Source organism: Streptomyces sp. NPDC048507, assembly GCF_043199995.1.
GTDB lineage: Bacteria > Actinomycetota > Actinomycetes > Streptomycetales > Streptomycetaceae > Streptomyces.
Genome location: NZ_JBICWZ010000025.1, coordinates 1 through 20,025, shown reverse-complemented (window position 1 = coordinate 20,025; position 20,025 = coordinate 1). Strand labels below are relative to the sequence as shown.

The window sequence follows — 20,025 nt, the reverse complement described above, 5'->3', positions numbered from 1 at the left end:
TGTTGATTTGCGGACGGTACGCCGCGTCACCGGTCGTCACCAAGGGTCCCGGGGCCCAAATACGGACCCATTGCGCTCTGCGTCTACCCATGGCCGGTCACTCCTGGACGGGCTGTTCCCAGCCAGCGGGCTATCGCCTCGCTGCGGGTGGTGCTGTGCAGCTTCGCGAAGATGCGGTTGATGTGGTTCTTGACCGTCTTCTCGCTGATGAAGCAGGCGGCCGCGATCTGCTGGTTGCTCATGCCGGACGCGATCAGATCCATGATCTCCACCTCCCGCGAACTCAACCCGAAGACAACGGAGTTGTGCACCCGCTCCGTAGACTGTGCCACAGAACGTTGCTGTTGCGAAGAGGACCGGAGCTCCGTGAGGAGGGCGTTCGCCGCGGTCGGGGTGAAGTGGGCCCGGCCGGCGTGGGTGTCGCGGACCGCGCGCAGCAGGTCGTCCGGGGTGAATTCGCCGTGGACGAGGTAGCCGCCCGCGCCCAGCAGGAGCGCCTCGCGGATGGTGCCCGCCTCCGCGCTGTACGTCAGCATCAGCACCGGGGCCAGCCGCACCAGGTGCGGGAGCGCCGAGATGCCGTCGACGCCCGGCATGCGGACGTCCAGCAGGATCACGTCCGGGGTGTGGAGCCGGGTCAGGTGGAGGGCTTCGCGGCCGTCCCGGGCTTCCGCGACGACCGCGAGGTCGGCCGTGGTGGAGAGCAGGGTGGCAAGGCCCGCCCGGACGACCGGGTTGTCGTCGGCGATCAGGACGCGGACCGGCATCACGGACCCCCCAGCGGCAGGGTGAGGCTGACCCGGGTGCCCGGGTGGCCCGGGCGGGGGCCGAGGCGCAGCTCGGCGCCGATCGCGGCCGCGCGCTCCCGCATGCCGAGCAGCCCGAAGCGGTCCGGCGGCAGTTCAGGGGGCAGGCCGGCCCCGTCGTCCTCGACCGTGAGGGTCAGCGAGCGCGCGGCGGCGCACACCGACACCGCCACCCGCGAGCCGGCCGCGTGCCGACGGGCGTTCTCCACCGCCTCCCCGGCGATGGACAGCAGGTGGTGGGTCACCGAGGGCGCCAGCGGCGGGGGCTCGCCCGTCGTGCGCAGCTCCACGTCCAGGGCGCGCAGGCCCGGCAGCAGGGAGGCGGCGGGCACGCGCAGCTCCGTCAGCAGGGCCCGGGACTCCGCCGACGCCCGCCGGGCCGCGTCCGCCAGCAGTGCCGCCTGGCCGCGGACCGCCGCCGGGTCGGGCATCCGGGCGAGGGCCTCGGCGGCCAGCGCCAGCCCGTGCAGGGTCTTGGACACCGAGTCGTGCATCTCCCGGGCCAGCCGCTCCCGCTCGGCCCGCACCGCTTCCGCCGCCGCCAGGCTCCGTACGGCCGCACCGAAACGCAACAGCAGTTCCCGCAGCCCGGATCCGGCCGCCCCCGCCACCACGCACAGCAGGCACAGCACGAAGCCGCCGCCGAGCGCGGCCACCGCCACCGCCTGCGCGGCCGCGTACACCGCCGAGCCGCGCCATCCGTAGACCAGTCCGGCCAGCAGCGGGGTGCACAGGCAGACCAGGCCGACGGGGGAGGTAGCCGTGGCCACGACCAGGAGCAGCCCGCTCAGGGTCATGTCCACCGCCAGCAGCCAGCGGTGGCGCAGCAGCAGCGGCCCGAAGCGCTCCCAGTCGCGGAAGAGGGCGTAGGACAGCATGAAGGTGGCCAGCAGCGCGCCGGACACCAGGTACGTGGGCCCCCCGGGCGCGGTCCGGCCCAGGGAGAACGGTGCGCCGAGCCCGATCATCACCAGCCGGAAGGCCATGACGTGGCGGCACAGCGACTGCAGGGCGCTCGCCTGGACCGCGAGGGAGGGGACGGGGGGAGCCGGGTCCCGCGCCGGGGTCGGGCGCGGCGCCGGTAAGCGCGGGGCGGTCATGGCGGCTCACCCACCTCCCAGCAGGGCGCCGAAGTCGACGTCCGCTCCGTAGACGAAGCCGCAGACGAGCAGGATCAGGGTGCCGGGGAGCATGAACATGGTGACCGCGAAGGTGGCCTTCGGGACGGCCCGGGCCGCGCGGCGGCGGGCGTTCTGGGCGTCGGTGCGGCGCATGTCCTCGGCGATGGCGATCAGGGTGTCCACGATCGGTGAGCCCAGCTCCTCGCCCTGCTGGAGGGCGGTGACGAACTGGGCGACCTGCTCGGAGTCGTTGCGCCTGCGCAGCTCGTCGAAGGCCTGGCGGCGGCTGACGCCCATGTCCATCTGCTGCAGGGTGATGCGGACCTCGTCCGACCAGGGGCCCTCGTACTTGTCGGCCACCCGCTCCAGCGCCTGCCGGAAGCCGAGGCCGGCGCTCACCACGACCGCCAGGACGTCGAGGAAGTCCGGGAGCGTGCGTTCGATGTGGTCCCGGCGCACCCGGATCGCCGACCACAGGCCGAACTCGATCCAGAACAGCCCGAAGGCGACCATGAGCAGGGCGAAGACGAGCCTGCCGTTCATCAGCATCGCCAGGGCCCCGAGCCCGCCCAGGAACCCGTACACCGCGCGCCGGGCGGCGTAGCGGTCGATGGTCAGGCCGGCCGGGTTGCCCGCCATGTCGATCTGGCGGCGTTTGCGGGCGACCTGCTTGGGGCCCATCAGGCGCAGGACGAGCGGCGCCCAACGGATGCCGAGCCGGTCCACGACGGAACCGACGGCGGTGGTGCGGGTGGCACCGACCTCCAGGGCCAGGGCCAGGTCGGTGGGGAGTTTGACGTCCGCCCGGTAGAGGCGGACGCCGTGCAGGACACCGAAGACGGACAGCGCCACGGCCAGCGCGAGGAGGAAGGGCAGGTACGCGGTCATCTCGTCGCCCCCCTCACACGTCGATCTTCGAGAGCCGGCGGATGAGGACGAACCCCAGCGCGAACAGCCCCAGCGACACGATCACCGCCACCTGCCCCACGAACGCCCCGGTCATGCGGTCCAGCGCGCCCGGCATCATCGCGTTCACCAGCAGCAGCGAGCCCAGCCCGATGACGGGCACCAGGTACGCCGTCACCGTCACCTGCGAGAGCTGCGTGCGGATCTCGCGGCGGGTCTCCTTGCGCTGTTCCAGGGTGACGGTGAGGTTGCGCAGGCTGCCCACGATGGCGCCGCCCGCGCGGGCGGAGAGGACGAGGGTCGAGACGAGGACGACCAGCTCGCGGGACGGGAGCCGCTCCACGATCTCGCCGAGGGCCTCCTCGATGGAGTGGCCGACGGCGAGCCGGTCCGCGACCCGGGCCAGTTCCTCGCCGGCCGGGGCCTCCAGTTCCTCGGCCGCCATGCCGATGGCGGTGCGCAGGGCGAGGCCGGCCTGGGTGGCGTTGGCCAGGATGCGGGCGAGTTCGGGGAGCTGGTTGATGAACCGCTCGGTGCGCCGGGCCCGCTGCCAGTTCAGGAAGGCGTTGGCGGCCCAGAGGCCGGTCAGTCCGGCCACCGGCCCGAAGAAGGGGGCCAGCAGGGAGGCGCAGACCAGCCAGGTCCCGGCGACCGCCATCAGCATGTAGACCAGGAACTCGCCGGGGGTCAGGTCGAGTCCCGTGGTGGCCAGTTTCAGTTCGATGCGGCGCCCCACCGCGGTGCTGCGCAGCCGGCGGTCCACACCCCGGAAGCGGCGCCTGCGCCCGGCCGGAGGGGGTTCGCCGGTCGCGGAGAGGCGTTCGATGAGCGCGGCGCGCTGCGCGAGCCCCGCCGCGTACGCGTGCACCCCGAGGGCCGTGAACAGCCCGGCGAGCAGGGTCGCGCCGAGGGTGAGGAGGACGAGGTTGGTCACAGGACGGTCCGGGAGGTCAGCGGGTCGAGGAGGTCGTCGGGCGGGGCCACGCCGAAGGCCTGGGGGATCGGCTGGCTGGTCATGTACAGGCGCTCGGCGACCCGGCGCGGCAGCGGGGCGTACCCGAAGTAGCCGTGGACGCGCCCGTCGGGCCCCATGGGCTGGGCGACGAAGCGGCAGACGGTGGTGATGCGGAAGGGCTCGCGGCCGTGGGATTCGAGGATGGAGATCTCCGTGATGCGGCGCGAGCCGTCGCCGAAGCGGGTGAGCTGCACGATGACGTTGACGGCGCTGTTGATCTGGTCCTGGAGCGCCTCGAAGGGGATCTCCACCTCGGACATGGAGGCGAGGGTCTGCAGCCGGGTCAGGGCGTCGGCGGAGCTGTTGGCGTGCACGGTGGCCAGGGAGCCGTCGTGGCCGGTGGACATCGCCTGGAGCATGTCGAGGGTCTCGCCGCCGCGGACCTCGCCGACGATGATGCGGTCGGGCCGCATGCGCAGGGAGTTGCGTACGAGGTCGCGGATGGTGATCTGGCCCTTGCCCTCGACGTTCGCCGGGCGGGATTCGAGGCGGATCACGTGCGCCTGCTGGAGCTGGAGCTCGGCGGAGTCCTCGATGGTGATGATGCGTTCGCCCTCCGGGATCAGCCCGGAGAGGGCGTTGAGGAGGGTGGTCTTGCCGGTGCCGGTGGCCCCGGACACGATGACGTTCATCTTCGCCTGGACCAGCCCGGACAGCAGCAGGAGCATCTGCTCGTCGAGGGAGCCGAGGGCGATCATCTCGGGCAGGGTGAAGGCGCGCGGGAAGCGGCGGATGGTGAGGGTCGCGCCGGTCAGGGAGAGCGGCGGGATGATGACGTTGACGCGTTCGCCGCTGGGCAGCCGCGCGTCGACCATCGGGTTGGCCTCGTCCACGCGGCGGTTGACGGTGGAGACGATGCGCTCGATGGTCTGCATCAGCTGCTCGTGCGAGGCGAAGCGCAGCGGTAGCTGTTCCACCCGTCCGGAGCGCTCGACGAAGATCTGGTCCGGGCCGTTGACCATGATCTCGGAGATGGAGGCGTCTTCGAGGAGCGGTTCGAGCACGCCGAGTCCGAGCGCCTCGTCGACGACCCGGCGGATCAGCTGGGCGCGCTCGGCGGTCGACAGGACCGGGCCCTCGCGGCTGATGATGTGCCCGAGCACGCGCTCCAGGCGCGCGCGGCGCTCGGCGGGCGCGAGCGCGGACATCTCGGCGAGGTCGATCTCCTCCAGGAGCTTGGCCCGGTACGAGGAGACGAGACGGCCGTCCTCGCGGGGGCCGCGGCGGTCGTCGGGGGTGTTGACCCGGGAACGCAGGCTCATGGTCGGGCTCCGTCCAGGTCGGTGTTGGGCATGACGGCGGTCGCCCTGGCCGGTTCGACCGACAGCCCGGGGATGATCGATCTGATCGGTATGGTCACCGTCGCGGTGATGGCGTCCCCGCCGCCCGGGACGGAGACGGTCGCCGCGAGGCCCTCGCGAATGGCGGCGTGACCGGCGGCCTCGCCCCGGCCGCGGTGCTGGGCCTCCACCCGGGCCGCCGTGCGCGCCGCGGTGTCCGCCTGTTCGTGGACGTACGCGATCCAGCCCAGCTGGATCCCGCAGAGCGCGACGAACAGCAGGATGGGGATGAAGCCGATGTACTCCAGGGCCACTTGGCCCCGGTCAGAGCGGGCGTACCGTCGACGTCCCATGTCACCGCGCCTCCTTCTCCATGGCCGCGCCACCGGTGCCGGTGATCTCGCCGAAGTTCAGGCCGGGGTAGAGGACCGGGATCTTGAGCTTCACGGTCGCCTTGTAGAGGTCGCCGGAGCGGCCGCAGTCCGTCTCCAGGCCCCAGGCGCCCCCGATGTGCTCGGCGGCCGCCGCCGCGCAGGAGTCGGCGTCACCGTGCACCGCCCCCGCCCGGGCTCCCTCGTCGGCCGCGTTGCCCGCCAGGGAGAACGCGTAGCCGATCAGGACGCACTCCCAGACCGCCGCGACGAGCAGCAGGATCAGCGGGACCATGCCGACGAACTCGACGGCCACCTGACCCCGGTCCCGCCCCCGGCCCCGCCCCCGGTCCGGCCGCCCGGCCGCCACCGCTCAGCCCTCCCGGCCGCGCCGCAGCCGGGCCACCGGGCCGGCCGCGCGGACCGCCAGGGCCGAGCCGCCCGCGGCGGGCGCCGGGGCCGGGGCCGTCGCGTCGCCGGGGGCGGCGAGCAGGCCGAGTTCCGCGGCCAGGGTCCACAGGGCCTGCTTCACCGTCGAGCGGTTGTCGAGGTCCTGTACCCGGCCCGCGTCCACGACCGCCTGGAGTTCCTTGAAGGCGGCGGGGACCGGGGTGCGCGTGGGGCGGGTCTTGGTGATCTTCTCGATGAGGGAGGGCTGGATCTCGGTGTGCTTGCTCCAGCGGTTGACGACCATCGTGGTGTCCTCGGCCTTGCGCACCTGGAGGCGTTCCCACATCCGGACCATCCGCTTGGCCGCCCGTACGCAGACCACGTCCGGGGTGGTGACCATGACGGCCACGTCGGCGAGCTCCACGGCGGTGGCGTTGGCGCCCGTCACCTGGGTGCCGCAGTCGATGACGACGATTTCGTAGCGGGCGCGCAGGGCGCCGATGACGTGCCGGGCGGCCCGCTCGTCGACCTCCTCGCCCCGTTCGCCCTCCGCCGGGGCCAGCAGCAGGGCCAGGCCCGTGCGGTCCTCGTATACGGCGTCCTGCAGGACGCGCGGGGAGATGTCCTGGATGCCGGCGAGGTCGGCGATGGAGCGCCGGAACTGCACGTCGAGGTACGAGCCCACGTCCCCGGCCTGGAGGTCGAGGTCCACCAGGGCCGTGCGCCGGCCCGCCGCCGCGGCGGCCAGCGCGAACTGGACGGCGGTGAAGGTGGCCCCGACGCCCCCCTTGGCCCCGGTGACGGTGACCACCCGGCCGCCCGGGCCGGCCGGCACCTCGGGGCCGCGGCCCAGGTGGCGGCGTACGCCCGCGGACCACTGGGCGGCGGCCTGGACGCGGGCGGCGAGCTCCTCGTAGCCCAGCGGCAGCCCGATCAGGCCGCGCGCCCCGGAGTCCATGGCGGCGGAGAACAGGGCGGGACCGGCATCGGAGGAGATCAGCACCACGCCCACCGCGGGGAAGCGCAGGGCGACTTCGCGGACCAGCTCCAGGGCGGGGACGGGGCCGATCCGCTCGTGGACGAGGACCACCTCGGGGAGCTCGTCGAGGGAGTCGGCGGCGAGCCGGCCCAGGGTGTCGAGCAGGGCGGTGGAATCGGGGACGGGAGCGGCGGGCTCGGCGTCCGGGAGCTGGCTGAGCAGCGCCACGATGGAGCGGGCGGCGTCCGGGTCGCCGGCCGCGGGGAGGATTCGGGTGGTCATCCGGGCCTCACTTGTCCCCGTCGAGGGTGTACGTGCGCTCGCCCGGGCCGGGGGCCGAGTCGGTGCCGGGGGCCACCAGGGCCAGCCGCACGTGCTCGGCGAAGGACTCGGCGTACGCGACGCGCTGGGTGTCCTTGGTGTTCAGGGCGAAGGTGATCGGGACCGCCTCGGCGGGTCCCTTCTTGTCGCTGTCCTTGTCGAGCGGGGTGAGCTTGCCGACGTTCAGGACACGGGCGTTGGAGACGATGATGACCGAGCGGTCGGGATCGGTGTCCTTGGCGCCCTTGAAGGTGGCGAGGATGTTGACCTTGGCGCCGGAGGTGATCTTGCCGGCCACGCCCGTCGCCGCATCGATCATGATGGCGATCTCCTGCTCGCCGGGCTGGAGCCTGGGCTGGTCGACGTACATGTCGCTCTGGAGCAGCGAGCCGCGCTTGAGGGTGGTGAGCGCGATCTTCCCCTGGAGGGCGCCGAGGTCGCTGACGGCGGTGTCGGAGAGCCACCGCTTGGGGACCTTGACCTGTTCGAACTGGCCCGCCGTGAGCGGGCTGTACGGGGCGATGTCGCCCTTGACCCGGTAGGCGACGACCTCGGCCCCGACCTTGGAGTTGACGTCGCCGATCACCACGAGGACCCCGGCGAAGGCCGCGAGGGCGCACAGGACCGACAGCAGGAGCAGGATGACGCCGCGGCGCTGGCGTGAGTTCATGAGCCGTACTACCTCGCCGTTCTTCGTTCGTTCGGGCCGGTCAGGATCTGGAGCGGGTACGGGTGCCGGTGCGGGCGGAGTCCTTTGGCGGGGGCGCGGCCAGCGGGGCGGCGCAGAACCCGCAGCGGTCGCCGATGAGCTCCAGGCCGCACCAGCGGCACTCCTCGCGGCGCACGGAGGCCACCAGCTGGTGGAGGACGGAGACGTCCGGGATCGCGGCGGCGAACTCGACGAGCTTCGGGGTCGCCCACCAGTGGGCCGAGTCGGCGGGCAGCGGGTTCTCCATGACGCCCTGCACCTGCCAGGCGGGGGCCAGTTCGGCGGCCACCCAGTCGGAGGAGAGCGTTCCGCGCGCGAAGGTCAGGTGCGTGGCGAAGCCGGGTCCCGGCGGCAGGACCCCCTGCCCCCCGGCCGCTGCCGAGCCGGAGCCGGAGCCGGAGCCGAGCTTCGCCAGGTGCGGCTGGGGGTGGGCGAGGACGGCGAACTGGGCGCCCGGCGACCAGGACCGGGCGTGGGCCTTCAGTCCGACGGGCACCCGGTCCAGCTTGGCGACGGTGCCCAGCAGGGCGCCCGCGTAGATGTAGTGGGACAGCAGCCGGGCGGCGGAGGCGATGACTCCGGGGCTGAAGTCGCAGACGGTGAGCTGGCGCAGCTGACGGACCAGCACGGCGGTGGCCAGCGGCGGGAGATCGACGTCGAGGAGCGCGATCCGGTCGGTTTCCAGGATGGCCCGTACGGTGTGCAGCCGGCGCACGGTGGCGGCGGGCAGCCAGGGCGGTACGACGGCCACCAGGTGGCCGTGGCGTTCCAGCAGGGCGGTGGTCTCGGCGAGCGCGGCCTCCAGGCCGGCCTCGCCGGGCGGCCGCAGGACGGCGGCGCCGGGGGTGTGCCGGTCGGGGGCGGGCAGCACCAGGTCGGCACTGGTGACAGCGATGGCGGTCGGCACGCGGATCCCCCCGTTCACCCGGTACGCGGCGCCGGTTCGCGTGGCCGTCACGTACGCGCACAACATGCGCGACCGCAAACGATCGACGCCCTTCCCCCTTGCCCCAGCACCATATCCGCGTCACCGCTGGCAGGGCAGGGCCTTGGTGATTCCCGTACCGGAAGCACGTGTCACAGGTGGCCGGAAACCCGGACAACAGGGATTGGACGCCCGAACATTTCAAGCCACTTCGCAAAGACCCTTGACACGAGGATTGGTCTGGACCAACTTTGCCGCACCGGCACTTCGTCGCGGGGACCCCCACTCCCCCTCGTCCCGCTTCCCCCCTTCCTCCCCCCACGGAGCCCACGTGAACCGCATACGCTCCCTCGCCCTGCTGGGCGCCGCCACCCTCGCCGCGGGCGGCCTGACCGCCGTCGCGGCGGGCACCGCCCAGGCCGCCGACATCAACGTCGCCCGCAACGGCGGCTTCGAGTCCGGCCTGGCCAACTGGTCCTGTACCGGGGGCAGCGGCGCCGCCGTCTCCTCCCCCGTCTACGCCGGCGCCGGCGCCCTGCGCGCCACCCCGGCGGGCTCGGACAACGCGCAGTGCGCCCAGACCGTCACGGTCAAGCCGAATTCCACCTACACGCTGAGCACCCAGGTCCAGGGCAGCTACGTCTACCTCGGCGCGACGGGCACCGGCACCCAGGACGTCTCCACCTGGACCCCCGGCTCCGGCAGCGGCTGGCAGAAGCTGTCGACCACCTTCACCACCGGCCCGAGCACCACCCAGGTCACCGTCTGGACCCACGGGTGGTACGGCCAGCCCGCCTACCTCGTCGACGAGTTCAGCGTCTTCGGCCCGGACGGCGGCGGCGGCACCGACCCCGGCCCGAGCGTGCCGGGCGCCCCCGCCGGGGCCGCCGTTTCCGGCCAGAGCGCGACCGGGCTCACCCTTTCGTGGAACGCGGTCAGCGGGGCCACCGGCTACTACGTGTACCAGGACGGGGTGCGCGTGCGGACCGTCCCGGGCGCCTCCGCCCAGATCACCGGCCTGACCGCGAGCACCTCGTACTCCTTCCAGGTCAGCGCGTACAACGCGGCGGGCGAGGGTCCCAAGTCGGCCCCGGTCACCGGTACCACGACCGGCGGCGGCGGGAACCCCGACCCGAACCCGTCGGTGCCCAAGCACGCCCTGACCGGCTACTGGCAGAACTTCAACAACGGCGCGACCGTCCAGAAGATCTCCGACGTCTCGGCCCAGTACGACATCATCGCGGTCTCCTTCGCCGACGCCACCGCCACGCCCGGAGCCATCACCTTCAACCTGGACTCGGCGGGTCTCGGCGGCTACACCGTCGCCCAGTTCAAGGCGGACGTCGCGGCGAAGAAGGCGGCCGGCAAGTCCGTCATCCTCTCCATCGGCGGCGAGAAGGGCACCATCTCGGTGAACGACTCCGCCTCCGCGAACAACCTGGCGAACTCCGCGTACGCGCTGATGCAGGAGTACGGCTTCAGCGGCATCGACATCGACCTGGAGAACGGCCTCAACCCGACGTACATGACCCAGGCGCTGCGGGCGCTGGCGGCGAAGGCGGGCCCCTCCTTCGTCCTGACCATGGCTCCGCAGACGATCGACATGCAGTCCCCGCAGGGCGGCTACTTCAAGACGGCGCTGGCGGTCAAGGACATCCTGACCGTGGTCAACATGCAGTACTACAACAGCGGCGCGATGAACGGCTGCGACGGCAAGGTCTACTCCCAGGGCTCGGTGGACTTCCTGACCGCGCTGGCCTGCATCCAGCTGGAGGGCGGCCTGGACCCCTCGCAGGTGGGCATCGGTGTCCCGGCCTCCCCCAGCGGCGCGGGCAGCGGCTACGTCTCCCCGACGGTCGTCAACAACGCCCTGGACTGCCTGGCCCGGGGCACGGGCTGCGGCTCCTTCAAGCCGTCGAAGACCTACCCGGGGCTGCGCGGCGCGATGACCTGGTCGACCAACTGGGACGCCAAGGCGGGTAGCGCCTGGTCCAACGCGGTGGGTCCCAAGGTCCACGCCCTCCCGTAGGCGGTAGGTGTGGGGGTGGCTGATTCGGTCCTGCGCGCGACAGCGGGTTCTTGACCAGGACATGCCACAAGAGCACGCTGTGCGCGTCCGCACGGCTACCCCCACACTCCCACCCAGGAGAACGCATGCGGCTCCACAACCGCCGGAGGGCCGCCGTCACGGCGGCCCTGCTGGCACTCGCGCTCGGCGCACCCGCCTACGGCATGAGCGCGACGGCCGCGCCGCCCCCGGCCCCCTCGACCGCCACGCAGGACGAGGCGCTCGTCCAGTACGAGATCCAGGGCCCGTCCACGGCCGCCGAGCGCACCGCCCTGCTCAGCGCGGGGGTGTCCATCGACGAGGTGGACGCCCGCTCGGTCGTGGTCAGCGCCGACCCCGCGCAGGCCAAGGCCCTGCGGGCGCGCGGCTACACCCTGACCGCCCTGCCCGGCCCGCCGGACCGCTCCGAGCGCGGGATCGCGGCCCGGCCGATGGACTTCCCGTCCGCGGACTCGAAGTACCACAACTACGCCGAGGCGAACGCGGAGATCGACCAGCGCATCGCCCAGTACCCCGGGATCATGAGCAAGCAGGTCATCGGGAAGTCCTACGAGGGCCGCAACCTCTACGCCATCAAGATCAGCGACAACGTCGCCACCGACGAGGCCGAGCCCGAGGTGCTGTTCACCGCCCACCAGCACGCCCGTGAGCACCTCACGGTGGAGATGGCCCTCTACCTGCTCAAGGAACTCGGCTCCAAGTACGGCAGCGAGGCCCGCGTCACCAACATGGTCAACAGCCGCGAGATCTGGATCGTGCCGGACCTCAACCCGGACGGCGGCGAGTACGACATCGCGACCGGCTCCTACCGCTCCTGGCGCAAGAACCGGCAGCCCAACAGCGGCTCCTCGTACGCCGGCACCGACCTCAACCGGAACTGGGACTACAAGTGGGGCTGCTGCGGCGGCTCCAGCTCCAGCAAGAGTTCCGAGACCTACCGCGGGCCCGCCGCCGCCTCCGCGCCCGAGGTCAAGGTGGTCTCCGACTTCGTGCGCAGCCGCGTGGTCGGCGGCAAGCAGCAGATCAAGGCCGCCATCGACTTCCACACGTACAGCCAGCTGGTCCTGTGGCCCTTCGGCTGGACCTACAACGACACCGCGCCCGGCATGACCGCCGACGACCTCGCCGCCTACAAGAAGATCGGCACCGGCATGGCGGCCAGCAACGGCTACACGCCCGAGCAGTCGAGCGACCTGTACATCACCGACGGCACGATCGACGACTGGCTGTGGGGCAACCAGAAGGTCTTCGCCTACACCTTCGAGATGTACCCGTCGGAATCCGGCGGCGGGGGCGGCTTCTACCCGCCCGACGAGGTGATCGACCGCGAGACGGCCCGCAACAAGGAGGCCGTGCTCCAGCTCCTGGAGAACGCGGACTGCATGTACCGCTCGATCGGCAAGGAAGCCCAGTACTGCTCGTAGTCCGCTGCCGCGCGTGACGCGCGGAAGGGGGGCGCCCCACCGCCAGGGGGGCGCCCCCGCCGCGCGCTCAGCCCAGGACGGCGAGCGCGTCGATCTCGATCAGCAGGCCGGCCGGCAGACCGACGTAGACCGTGGTGCGGGCGGCGGGCGCCTCCTTGATCCCCTGCTCCTCGAAGTAGGCGTTGTAGATCTCGTTCATCTCGGCGAAGTGGCCGGTGTCGGTCAGGTAGACGCGGATCATCACCACGTCGTCCCAGCCCGCGTCCCCCGCCACCAGGACGGAGCGGACGTTCTCCAGCGTCTGGAGGGTCTGCTCGCGCAGCGTCGGCCCGGCCGGCGTCGGCGCCTGCCCCTCGACGTGCGGAAGGAAGCCGACCTGGCCGGCTACCTGGAGGATGTTGCCCTTGCGCACGCCGTGCGAGAACTTCGCGGGCGGCGCGGTGTGGGTGTCGGGGGTGATGGCGGTCTTCTCGCTCACGGAAGTTCCTCGTCCTCGGGGTCTGCTGCGTTTTCGGGGTCGCTTGCGTCTTCGGGCTGGCTCGCGCCTTCGGGTCCTGCTGCGTGCGGATCCGGGTGCGGGTCCGCCTCGGTACCGGAGTACTCCCGGCTGATGATGTCGGCAGTGCGGCGTACCAGGGGCAGCAGTTCGAGCAGTTCTCCGGCGCCGATCACCACACCGGGCGCGGAGACGGACATCGCGGCGACCACCCGTCCGCCGGGCCCGCGCACCGGGGCGCCCACGCAGTTCAGGGCCTCCTCGTGCCCGCCCAGATCGGCGGCCCAGCCCTGCTGCCGTACGAGGGCCAGCTCGCGCAGGAACGCCTCGGCGTCCGGAGTCGACCGGGAGGTGTAGCGGGGGTAGTCGATCCGCCCGGCCAGGGCGCGCCGGTCCGCCTCGGGCAGGTCGGCCAGCAGCAGCTTGGCGACCGCGGCGACGGTCAGCGGCACGGGCTTGCCGATGCGGGAGTACATGCGGACCGGGTAACGGCTGTCGACCTTGTCCACGTAGACCACCTCGTCGTCCTGGTGCAGGGCGAGGTGGACGGTGTGGCCGGTCTCCCGGTTCAGCTCGACCAGGTGCGGGTGCGCCACGTCGCGGACGTCCAGGTTCTCCAGCGCCCCGGCCGCGAGCGCGAACAGGCCCGCGCCGAGCCGGTAGCGGCCGTCCGGCTGCCGGAAGGCGAGGCCGTGCGCCTGGAGGGTCCGCAGCAGGCGCAGGGCCGTGCTCTTGTGCACGCCGAGGCCGTCGGCCACCTCGCCCAGGCCCGCCGGGCCGTTGGCCAGGACGGGCAGGATCCGCAGCGCCCGCTCCACCGACTGGCTCATGCCGCCCTCCGTCCGCTCGTCCGCGCGCGGCGCGGAACCGGGCATCGTTGACCCGTCGTCATCCGGGATGTTAGACACCAGGAGCACCACCCGCAACGAGTGTTGCGCATCACGCAACGCCACGAGGAGGAACCCGCATGGCCAGCGACGCAGTCCGACGGCTCGCCGACGAACCGGTCGACCACCGGTTCAAGGGGCTCCCCCCGGACGCCCAGGCCGCCGGCCTCACCGTCGGCGCTCTCGCCGCCCAGGCCCGCGACCTGTACACCGGCGGGTTCACCACCCCTGTCCTGACCCTCGACGCGGACGCCCTCGAACACAACCTCACCGCGCTCGGCGAGTACGCCCGCCGCCACGACCTCGCCTTCGCCCCGCACGGCAAGACCTGCATGGCCCCCCAGCTCTTCGAGCGCCAGCTGGCACACGGCGCCTGGGGCATCACCGCCGCCGTCCCCCACCAGGCCCGCGTCTACCGCGCCTTCGGAATCCAGCGGATCTTCCTCGCCAACGAGCTCGTCGACCCCGCCGCCCTGCACTGGGTGGCCGACGAACTGGCCGCCGACCCCGGCTTCCGCTTCCTCTGCTACGTCGACTCCGTGCGCGGCGTCGAGCTCATGGACGCCGCCCTGCGCGGCCGCGGCGCCGTCCTGGACGTGGTGGTCGAACTCGGCGCCGGCGAAGGCGCCCGCACCGGGGCCCGCACCGACGAGGACTGCCGCGCCGTCGCCGACGCCGTCGCCGGGGCCGCCACCCTGCGCCTGGCGGGCATCGCCGGCTACGAGGCCGAGGTGCCCGGGGCCGGCCCGGACACCGTCCACGCCTACCTGCGCCGCCTCACCTCCCTCGCCGCCGAGTTCGACGCGGCGGGCCGCTTCGACCCCGACCTGGCGGAGATCGTCGTCAGCGCGGGCGGCTCCGCCTGGTTCGACGCCGTCGCCGACGTCTTCGCCGCCCTCCCCGAACTGTCCCGCCCGGTCCTGAAGCTGCTGCGCTCGGGCGCGTACGTCTCCCACGACCACGGCTGGTACGGCACGCTGACGCCCTTCAACCGGATCCCCGAGGAGGGCGGCCTGCGCCCCGCCTTCCGGCTGTGGACCCAGGTCGTCTCCCGCCCCTCCCCCACCCAGGCCTTCGTCAACGCCGGCAAGCGCGACATCGCCTACGATCTCGGGCTGCCCGAGGCCGAACTCGTCCGCGACGCCCTCACCGGCGCACAGCGCCCCGCCACCGGCGTCCGCGTCGTCAAGCTCTCCGACCAGCACGCCTGGCTGGAGACCGGCTCCGCCGACGACGTCCAGGTCGGCGACTGGGTGGCGCTCGGCATGTCCCACCCCTGCACCATCTTCGAGAAGTGGCCGCTGATCCCGCTCGTCCAGGCCGACGGCACCGTCACCGACTACGTCCGCACCTTCTTCTAGCCGTGGACCTCGTCATCCGGGGCGCCCGCGTCGCCGACGGCACCGGCGGCCCCTCCCGCACCGCCGACGTCGCCGTCCACCGGGGCCGCATCGCCGCCGTCGGCAAGGTCCCGGGCGGCGCACGCCGCACGCTCGACGCCCGGGGGCTGGTCCTGGCCCCCGGGTTCATCGACATGCACGCCCACAGCGACCTCGCGCTGCTGCGCGACCCGGACCACAGCGCGAAGGCCGCCCAGGGCGTGACCCTCGAAGTGCTGGGCCAGGACGGGCTCTCGTACGCGCCCGCCGACGCCTCCACCCTCGCCGGCGTGCGCACCGCCATCGCCGGCTGGAACGGGCCGGGCGACGACGTCGACTTCGACTGGCACACCGTCGGCGGCTACCTCGACCGGCTCGACCACGGCTTCGACGGCCGGGGCATCGCCGTCAACGCCGCGTACCTCGTCCCCCAGGGCACCGTCCGCGCCCTCGCCCTCGGCTGGGACGACCGCCCCGCCACCCCCGCCGAACTCGACCGGATGCGCCGGCTCGTCGCCGAAGGCCTGGAACAGGGCGCCGTCGGCATGTCCTCCGGCCTCACCTACACCCCCGGCATGTACGCCTCCGGGGCCGAACTCACCGAACTGTGCCGGGTCGTGGCCTCCTACGGCGGCTACTACTGCCCCCACCACCGCTCGTACGGCCGCGGCGCGCTCGGCGCCTACGCCGAGATGCTCGCCCTCACCCGCGAAGCGGGCTGCGCCCTCCACCTCGCCCACGCCACCATGAACTTCGGCGAGAACGAGGGCCGGGCCGGCGAGCTCCTGGACCTCCTCGACACCGCCCTGGCCGACGGCGCCGACCTCACCCTCGACAGCTACCCCTACACCCCGGGCTGCACCACCCTCGTCGCCCTGCTGCCCAGCTGGGCGGGCGAAGGCGGCCCCGAAGCGGTCCTGGCCCGGCTGCGCGACGACGCCACCGCCGGGCGGATCCGCCACGCCCTGGAGGTCGAGGGCGCCGACGGCTGCCACGGGGTGCCGGTGGACTGGTCCTCGATCGAGGTGTCCGGCACCACCTCCGCCGCGTACGCCCACCACGTCGGCACCCGCCTCGACGGCTGGGACACCGCCCGGCGGCTGCTGCTCGGGGACCGGCTCGGCCCGACCGTCCTCCAGCACGTCGGCCACGAGGACAACGTCCGCACGATCATGCGCCACCGCGTCCACACCGGCGGCTCGGACGGCATCCTGCACGGCGCGAAACCGCACCCCCGCGCGTACGGCACCTTCCCCCACTACCTCGGCCGCTACGTCCGCGAGCTGGGCGTGCTCTCCCTGGAGGATTGCGTGGCCCACCTCTCCGGCCGCCCGGCGGCCCGGCTGCGCCTGCCGGACCGGGGCCTGGTCCGCGAGGGTTACCGCGCCGACCTCGTCCTGTTCGACCCGGACACGGTCGCCGCCGGGTCCACCTACGCGCACCCGCGCGCCCTGCCCACCGGCATCCCGTACGTACTGATCGACGGCCGCTTCGTCATCCGCGACGGCCGCCGCACGGACGTCCTGGCGGGCCGCTCCGTACGGCGGACCCCGGCGGCCGCCCGACCCATACGATGAACGGCATGGTCGCCGCCTTCCTCCTCCCCGCCCTGCTGTTCCTCATCCTGTGCGCGAGTGCCTGGAAGGACCGCCGCCGCTTCCGCAACGCGGTACTGCTCGGCCTGACCTCCCTCACCCTCTCCTTCGCCCTGCTCCTCCAGCTGACGGCGCTCCCGCACTGGGCGGCCCTGTCCGTCCTGGTGCTCGTCCTCACCCTGCCCACGGCCTGCGTCCTGGCGGTCGGCGGCTTCCTCGTCGCCAACGGCGTGACCATGGTCCGCAAGGAGGGCAGCCGTCCCCCCAACCTGCTGTCCCTCCTCGCGGGCCTGGGCATCTTCGCGATGACCGCCCTGCTGATCACGGTCCCGTGGTTCGGCTCCACCACCCTGAACGGCATCGCGGCCACCCTCACCCTGGTCGTCGCGTACGTCGCCTTCCTCTTCCTCTGCTTCCTCGGCTACGCCTTCCTCTACGGCCGGATCAAGGTCCGCGGCGACGTCGACCACGTGGTGATGCTGGGCTCGGGCCTGATCGGCGGCGAGCGGGTACCGCCCCTGCTGGCCTCCCGCCTGCGCAAGGGCCAGGAGATCTACGCGGCCCAGCTGGCCCGCGGCTCCCGCCCGCCGCTGCTGCTCCCCTCGGGCGGGAAGGGCTCCGACGAGAAGGTCCCCGAGGCCCGGGCGATGGCCGACTGGCTGATCGCCGCGGGGGTCCCGGCGGACCACATCGTGCTGGAGGACCGCTCCGCCACCACGGAGGAGAACATGCTCTTCTCGCGGGAGATCATGGAGGCGGCCGACCCGGGCTACCGGTGCGTGGTGGTCACCAACAACTTCCACGCGTTCCGGGCCGCGATGATGGCCCGCAAGGCCGGGGTCAACGGCCAGGTGGTGGGCTCGCCGACGGCCCGCTACTTCCTGCCGAGCGCCACCCTGCGCGAGTTCGTCGCGGTGTTCTGGGAGCACCGCACGGTCAACCTCTGGATCTGCGGAGTACTGGTCGCCCTGGGCGCGGCGGCCACCCTCGCCGCGGGCTGACGCCGCCGAGGTGCGGTCTTGGGGCCGGGGCCGGACGATGGGGGCCTGGGGGGCACCGAGGGAGGTACCGATGGACAGTGAAGCGGACCAGCAGCCCACCCGCTCGGACCGGCTCTTCACGGGTGGCGAGCGGCCGTACGACCCCGAGGACCTGGTGATGGCGACCGGACACGACCCGACTCCGGAGCGGGTCGAGAAGGCGCGCCGGCTGATGGAGGAGGAGGGCCCCCAGGTCATCGAGCGGTACCTGCCGTAGGGCGGGCCGCCCGTGGGCCCTGCCCACGCCCCCGGCCCGGAACCGCGCCGGGGGCGGGCCGGGGGCGCGGTCCGTGGCGTGCGTGGGCGTGCGTCCGTCCGTGTGTGCGTGCGTCTGTGTGTGCGTGCGTCCGCGTGTGCGTGCGTCCGCGTGTGCGTACGTCCGGAACAGAACCGGTGGGGGATCGTTAGGCGTCCGGGGGCAGCGCCACGGAGGTCAGAGGTCAGATGAACAGCGTCGCCGTCACCGTCGACTGGGACCACCCCACGGACCCGCGCCCCGGTCCGCGGCTCGAACACGTACGGACCTACGTGGCCAGCGGCGGCGCCGACGGGCACCTGTGGCACGGCGTCCCCACCCTGCTGCTGACCACCCTCGACCGGGCCACCGGCCGCACCGTGCGCACCCCCCTGATCTACGGGGAGGACGTCGGCCTGCACCTCGTCGTGGCCGCCGCCTCCGGCGCCCCGCAGCACCCCGCCTGGTACCTGAACCTCACCGCCCACCCGGAGGTCCGCCTCCAGGTGGGCGCCGACGTCTTCGCGGCCCGGGCGCGCACGGCCACCCCGGCGGAGCGGGAGACGTACTGGGAGGCGATGACTGCGCTGTGGCCGCTCTTCGACGACCACCAGGCCGCGGCGTGGCCGCGGGAGCTCCCGCTGGTGATCATCGAGCGCTAGGGCCGGCGGGGACGGCGGGGGTGGCCACCGCCGTGTACGTCCGGCCGCCGACGGCGTACTCCCCGAGCGGGACCATCCCGAAGGCGTCCACGTGCACCTTCCACGAGGGCGCGTTCCCCGCTTCGATGAAGGCCACCAGCAGTTCGGCCCGCCCCGCCGCCGCGCCGAGCGCCCGCTCGAACAGGCCCCGGGCCACCCCGTGCCCGCGGAACTCCGCGTCGACCACGACCGGCCCGTACAGCAGCCACGGCACCCCGGCCAGCGGCCGCCCCTGCCACAGCAGGCCGTCCTGCGCCCGCAGCAGCCCGAGCACCGCCGCGGGCGGGTCGCCCATGTCCCGGGCGACCGACAGCGCGAGCAGCCCGGCGACCCGCCCCTGCCCGGCGTCGGCCACGAGCAGCTCCCCGTCCCGCGCCATGCCGCGCAGGGCCTCGGCACCGAAGCCGCCCTGGACGAAGCCCTGGGCGGCCCGCTGCGCCTCGGTCAGGGCGTCGTGGTGGTTGGCGGCGAACAGGCGCGCCATGGCGGGCGCGTCGGCCTCGGCGGCGTATCGGTAGCGCATGGCCCCGATGCTGCCACGCCGGATCCGCCGGGGGCCTCAGCCACGGTCGTAGACCGTCACCTCCACGTCCCGGGCACAGAGCGCGCCGACGATCAGCGGCTCGACGCGCGCCCACGTACCGCCCGCCAGCCCTCAGCCGATGCGCGGCATGTGCACGCTGGCCCCGAGCTCGACGGCACGGTCGGCCACGGTGTCGAGGCAGCGCCCGACGGCGTCGTACCGGATCGGCACTCCGGCACTGCCGGTGCATATCCCGCGCTGGCCCACCATGTTGGCCACCCACACGTCCGGACGCACCCGCACCACCTGCACGGCCCCGAGCCCGAAGTCGTTCCCGCTCCTGCCCCGGTGCCAGGCCCGGAACTCCGCCTCCGGCTCGGGCCACCGCCGCGACACGGCGACGACGAAGCCCTTCCCCCAGCCCCCGATGTCGTTGCATACGTGCGCGATCAGCTTCGGCCCCTCGGCCTGCGGACTCGTGGCGTCCCCGGCGATGATCCTGAGCGGCTTCATACCGGGCAGGCTAGGCCCGGGAACTGACAACGGGGGTGGGGTCGGGGGTGGGCGGTGCACCCCCCGGCCGGGGCCGGGAGGGTGCTGGGGGCTGCCCGTCAGTCCACTGTCCTTCCGCGTCGGGCCGGCCCGTCAAGGGCGCTCCTTCGTCGCGTCGCTTCGCGATGGCCTTCGGCCACCCTTGACCGGCCGTCCCGCCACGAAACGCCAAAGACTGCCGGGAAGCCCCCAGGGAAACGGCAGGGGGGACGGATCATGCCCGGGCCCGTCAGAGACGAGGACGAGGGGCCGGGCCCTGCCAGACCACACGAAACAGCGACATGACGAGCCGGACACCACAC

The 20,025-nt window shown here is 73.1% G+C and carries 20 protein-coding genes and 1 pseudogene; 7 read left to right on the top strand and 14 right to left on the bottom strand.

Annotated elements, in window-relative coordinates; translation table 11 throughout:
• Nucleotides 1–83: 83 nt before the first annotated feature.
• Genes ACGFXC_RS35135 through ACGFXC_RS35090 form a run of 10 tightly spaced genes read right to left on the bottom strand, consistent with a single transcriptional unit; the run spans nt 84 to nt 8,805 of the window.
• Nucleotides 84–767: a response regulator gene (locus tag ACGFXC_RS35135; protein ID WP_393718976.1), complete on the bottom strand. Its 684-nt coding sequence runs from the start codon at nt 765–767 to the stop codon at nt 84–86.
• A complete protein-coding gene (locus ACGFXC_RS35130) occupies nt 767–1,906 on the bottom strand; it encodes a sensor histidine kinase (protein WP_393718975.1) in 1,140 nt (379 codons plus the stop codon). Before ACGFXC_RS35130 ends, ACGFXC_RS35135 begins: the two co-directional genes overlap by 1 nt.
• Nucleotides 1,907–1,912: 6 nt before the next feature.
• The gene (locus ACGFXC_RS35125; protein ID WP_393719018.1) at nt 1,913–2,803 is read right to left on the bottom strand and encodes a DUF5936 domain-containing protein; all 891 of its coding nucleotides are present in this window, start codon (nt 2,801–2,803) and stop codon (nt 1,913–1,915) included.
• 25 nt (nt 2,804–2,828) lie between these two features.
• A complete protein-coding gene (locus ACGFXC_RS35120) occupies nt 2,829–3,767 on the bottom strand; it encodes a type II secretion system F family protein (protein WP_393718974.1) in 939 nt (312 codons plus the stop codon).
• Complete coding sequence (locus tag ACGFXC_RS35115; RefSeq protein ID WP_393718973.1) at nt 3,764–5,110, bottom strand: CpaF family protein; 1,347 nt, start codon at nt 5,108–5,110, stop codon at nt 3,764–3,766. Before ACGFXC_RS35115 ends, ACGFXC_RS35120 begins: the two co-directional genes overlap by 4 nt.
• Nucleotides 5,107–5,481: a TadE/TadG family type IV pilus assembly protein gene (locus tag ACGFXC_RS35110; protein ID WP_393718972.1), complete on the bottom strand. Its 375-nt coding sequence runs from the start codon at nt 5,479–5,481 to the stop codon at nt 5,107–5,109. Before ACGFXC_RS35110 ends, ACGFXC_RS35115 begins: the two co-directional genes overlap by 4 nt.
• A 1-nt stretch (nt 5,482) precedes the next feature.
• Nucleotides 5,483–5,815 carry a TadE/TadG family type IV pilus assembly protein gene (locus ACGFXC_RS35105; RefSeq protein ID WP_393718971.1) on the bottom strand — a complete coding sequence of 111 codons (333 nt, stop codon included), beginning with the start codon at nt 5,813–5,815 and terminating at the stop codon, nt 5,483–5,485.
• A 57-nt stretch (nt 5,816–5,872) separates the two neighbouring features.
• Nucleotides 5,873–7,150 carry a CpaE family protein gene (locus ACGFXC_RS35100; protein WP_393718970.1) on the bottom strand — a complete coding sequence of 426 codons (1,278 nt, stop codon included), beginning with the start codon at nt 7,148–7,150 and terminating at the stop codon, nt 5,873–5,875.
• Nucleotides 7,151–7,157: 7 nt separating this feature from the next.
• Nucleotides 7,158–7,859 (bottom strand): Flp pilus assembly protein CpaB, encoded by a 702-nt coding sequence (gene cpaB, locus ACGFXC_RS35095; RefSeq protein ID WP_393718969.1) that lies wholly within the window; start codon nt 7,857–7,859, stop codon nt 7,158–7,160.
• 40 nt (nt 7,860–7,899) lie between these two features.
• A complete protein-coding gene (locus ACGFXC_RS35090) occupies nt 7,900–8,805 on the bottom strand; it encodes a hypothetical protein (protein ID WP_393719017.1) in 906 nt (301 codons plus the stop codon).
• Between the two features lie 349 nt (nt 8,806–9,154).
• Here ACGFXC_RS35090 and ACGFXC_RS35085 point away from each other — a divergent pair, with 349 nt between their 5' ends.
• On the top strand, nt 9,155–10,852 hold the full coding sequence (locus ACGFXC_RS35085) for a chitinase (protein ID WP_393718968.1): 1,698 nt from the start codon (nt 9,155–9,157) through the stop codon (nt 10,850–10,852).
• Between the two features lie 125 nt (nt 10,853–10,977).
• A complete protein-coding gene (locus ACGFXC_RS35080; RefSeq protein WP_393718967.1) occupies nt 10,978–12,315 on the top strand; it encodes a M14 family metallopeptidase in 1,338 nt (445 codons plus the stop codon).
• Between the two features lie 67 nt (nt 12,316–12,382).
• On the opposite strand, the gene ACGFXC_RS35075 is transcribed toward ACGFXC_RS35080, so the two are convergent.
• Together ACGFXC_RS35075 and ACGFXC_RS35070 are read right to left on the bottom strand one after the other, a co-directional pair.
• Nucleotides 12,383–12,793: a RidA family protein gene (locus tag ACGFXC_RS35075; protein ID WP_393718966.1), complete on the bottom strand. Its 411-nt coding sequence runs from the start codon at nt 12,791–12,793 to the stop codon at nt 12,383–12,385.
• Nucleotides 12,790–13,641 carry an IclR family transcriptional regulator gene (locus ACGFXC_RS35070; protein ID WP_393718965.1) on the bottom strand — a complete coding sequence of 284 codons (852 nt, stop codon included), beginning with the start codon at nt 13,639–13,641 and terminating at the stop codon, nt 12,790–12,792. The genes ACGFXC_RS35075 and ACGFXC_RS35070 overlap by 4 nt, the downstream gene beginning before the upstream one ends.
• Nucleotides 13,642–13,778: 137 nt before the next feature.
• Here ACGFXC_RS35070 and ACGFXC_RS35065 point away from each other — a divergent pair, with 137 nt between their 5' ends.
• The 5 genes from ACGFXC_RS35065 (at nt 13,779) to ACGFXC_RS35045 (ending at nt 18,609) form a co-directional block, all read left to right on the top strand.
• Entirely contained in the window at nt 13,779–15,059 is a 1,281-nt protein-coding gene (locus ACGFXC_RS35065) for an alanine racemase (RefSeq protein WP_393718964.1), read from the top strand.
• Between the two features lie 2 nt (nt 15,060–15,061).
• A complete protein-coding gene (locus tag ACGFXC_RS35060; RefSeq protein ID WP_393718963.1) occupies nt 15,062–16,654 on the top strand; it encodes an amidohydrolase family protein in 1,593 nt (530 codons plus the stop codon).
• A gap of 5 nt (nt 16,655–16,659) precedes the next feature.
• Complete coding sequence (locus tag ACGFXC_RS35055; RefSeq protein ID WP_393718962.1) at nt 16,660–17,673, top strand: YdcF family protein; 1,014 nt, start codon at nt 16,660–16,662, stop codon at nt 17,671–17,673.
• A 70-nt stretch (nt 17,674–17,743) separates the two neighbouring features.
• Entirely contained in the window at nt 17,744–17,929 is a 186-nt protein-coding gene (locus ACGFXC_RS35050; RefSeq protein ID WP_393718961.1) for a hypothetical protein, read from the top strand.
• Nucleotides 17,930–18,156: 227 nt separating this feature from the next.
• The gene (locus ACGFXC_RS35045; RefSeq protein ID WP_393718960.1) at nt 18,157–18,609 is read left to right on the top strand and encodes a nitroreductase/quinone reductase family protein; all 453 of its coding nucleotides are present in this window, start codon (nt 18,157–18,159) and stop codon (nt 18,607–18,609) included.
• Here ACGFXC_RS35045 and ACGFXC_RS35040 read toward each other — a convergent pair.
• Nucleotides 18,596–19,171: a GNAT family N-acetyltransferase gene (locus ACGFXC_RS35040; RefSeq protein ID WP_393718959.1), complete on the bottom strand. Its 576-nt coding sequence runs from the start codon at nt 19,169–19,171 to the stop codon at nt 18,596–18,598. The genes ACGFXC_RS35045 and ACGFXC_RS35040 overlap by 14 nt on opposite strands.
• A gap of 36 nt (nt 19,172–19,207) precedes the next feature.
• A pseudogene (locus ACGFXC_RS35035) lies at nt 19,208–19,684 on the bottom strand (Appr-1-p processing protein).
• Nucleotides 19,685–20,025 lie beyond the last annotated feature (341 nt).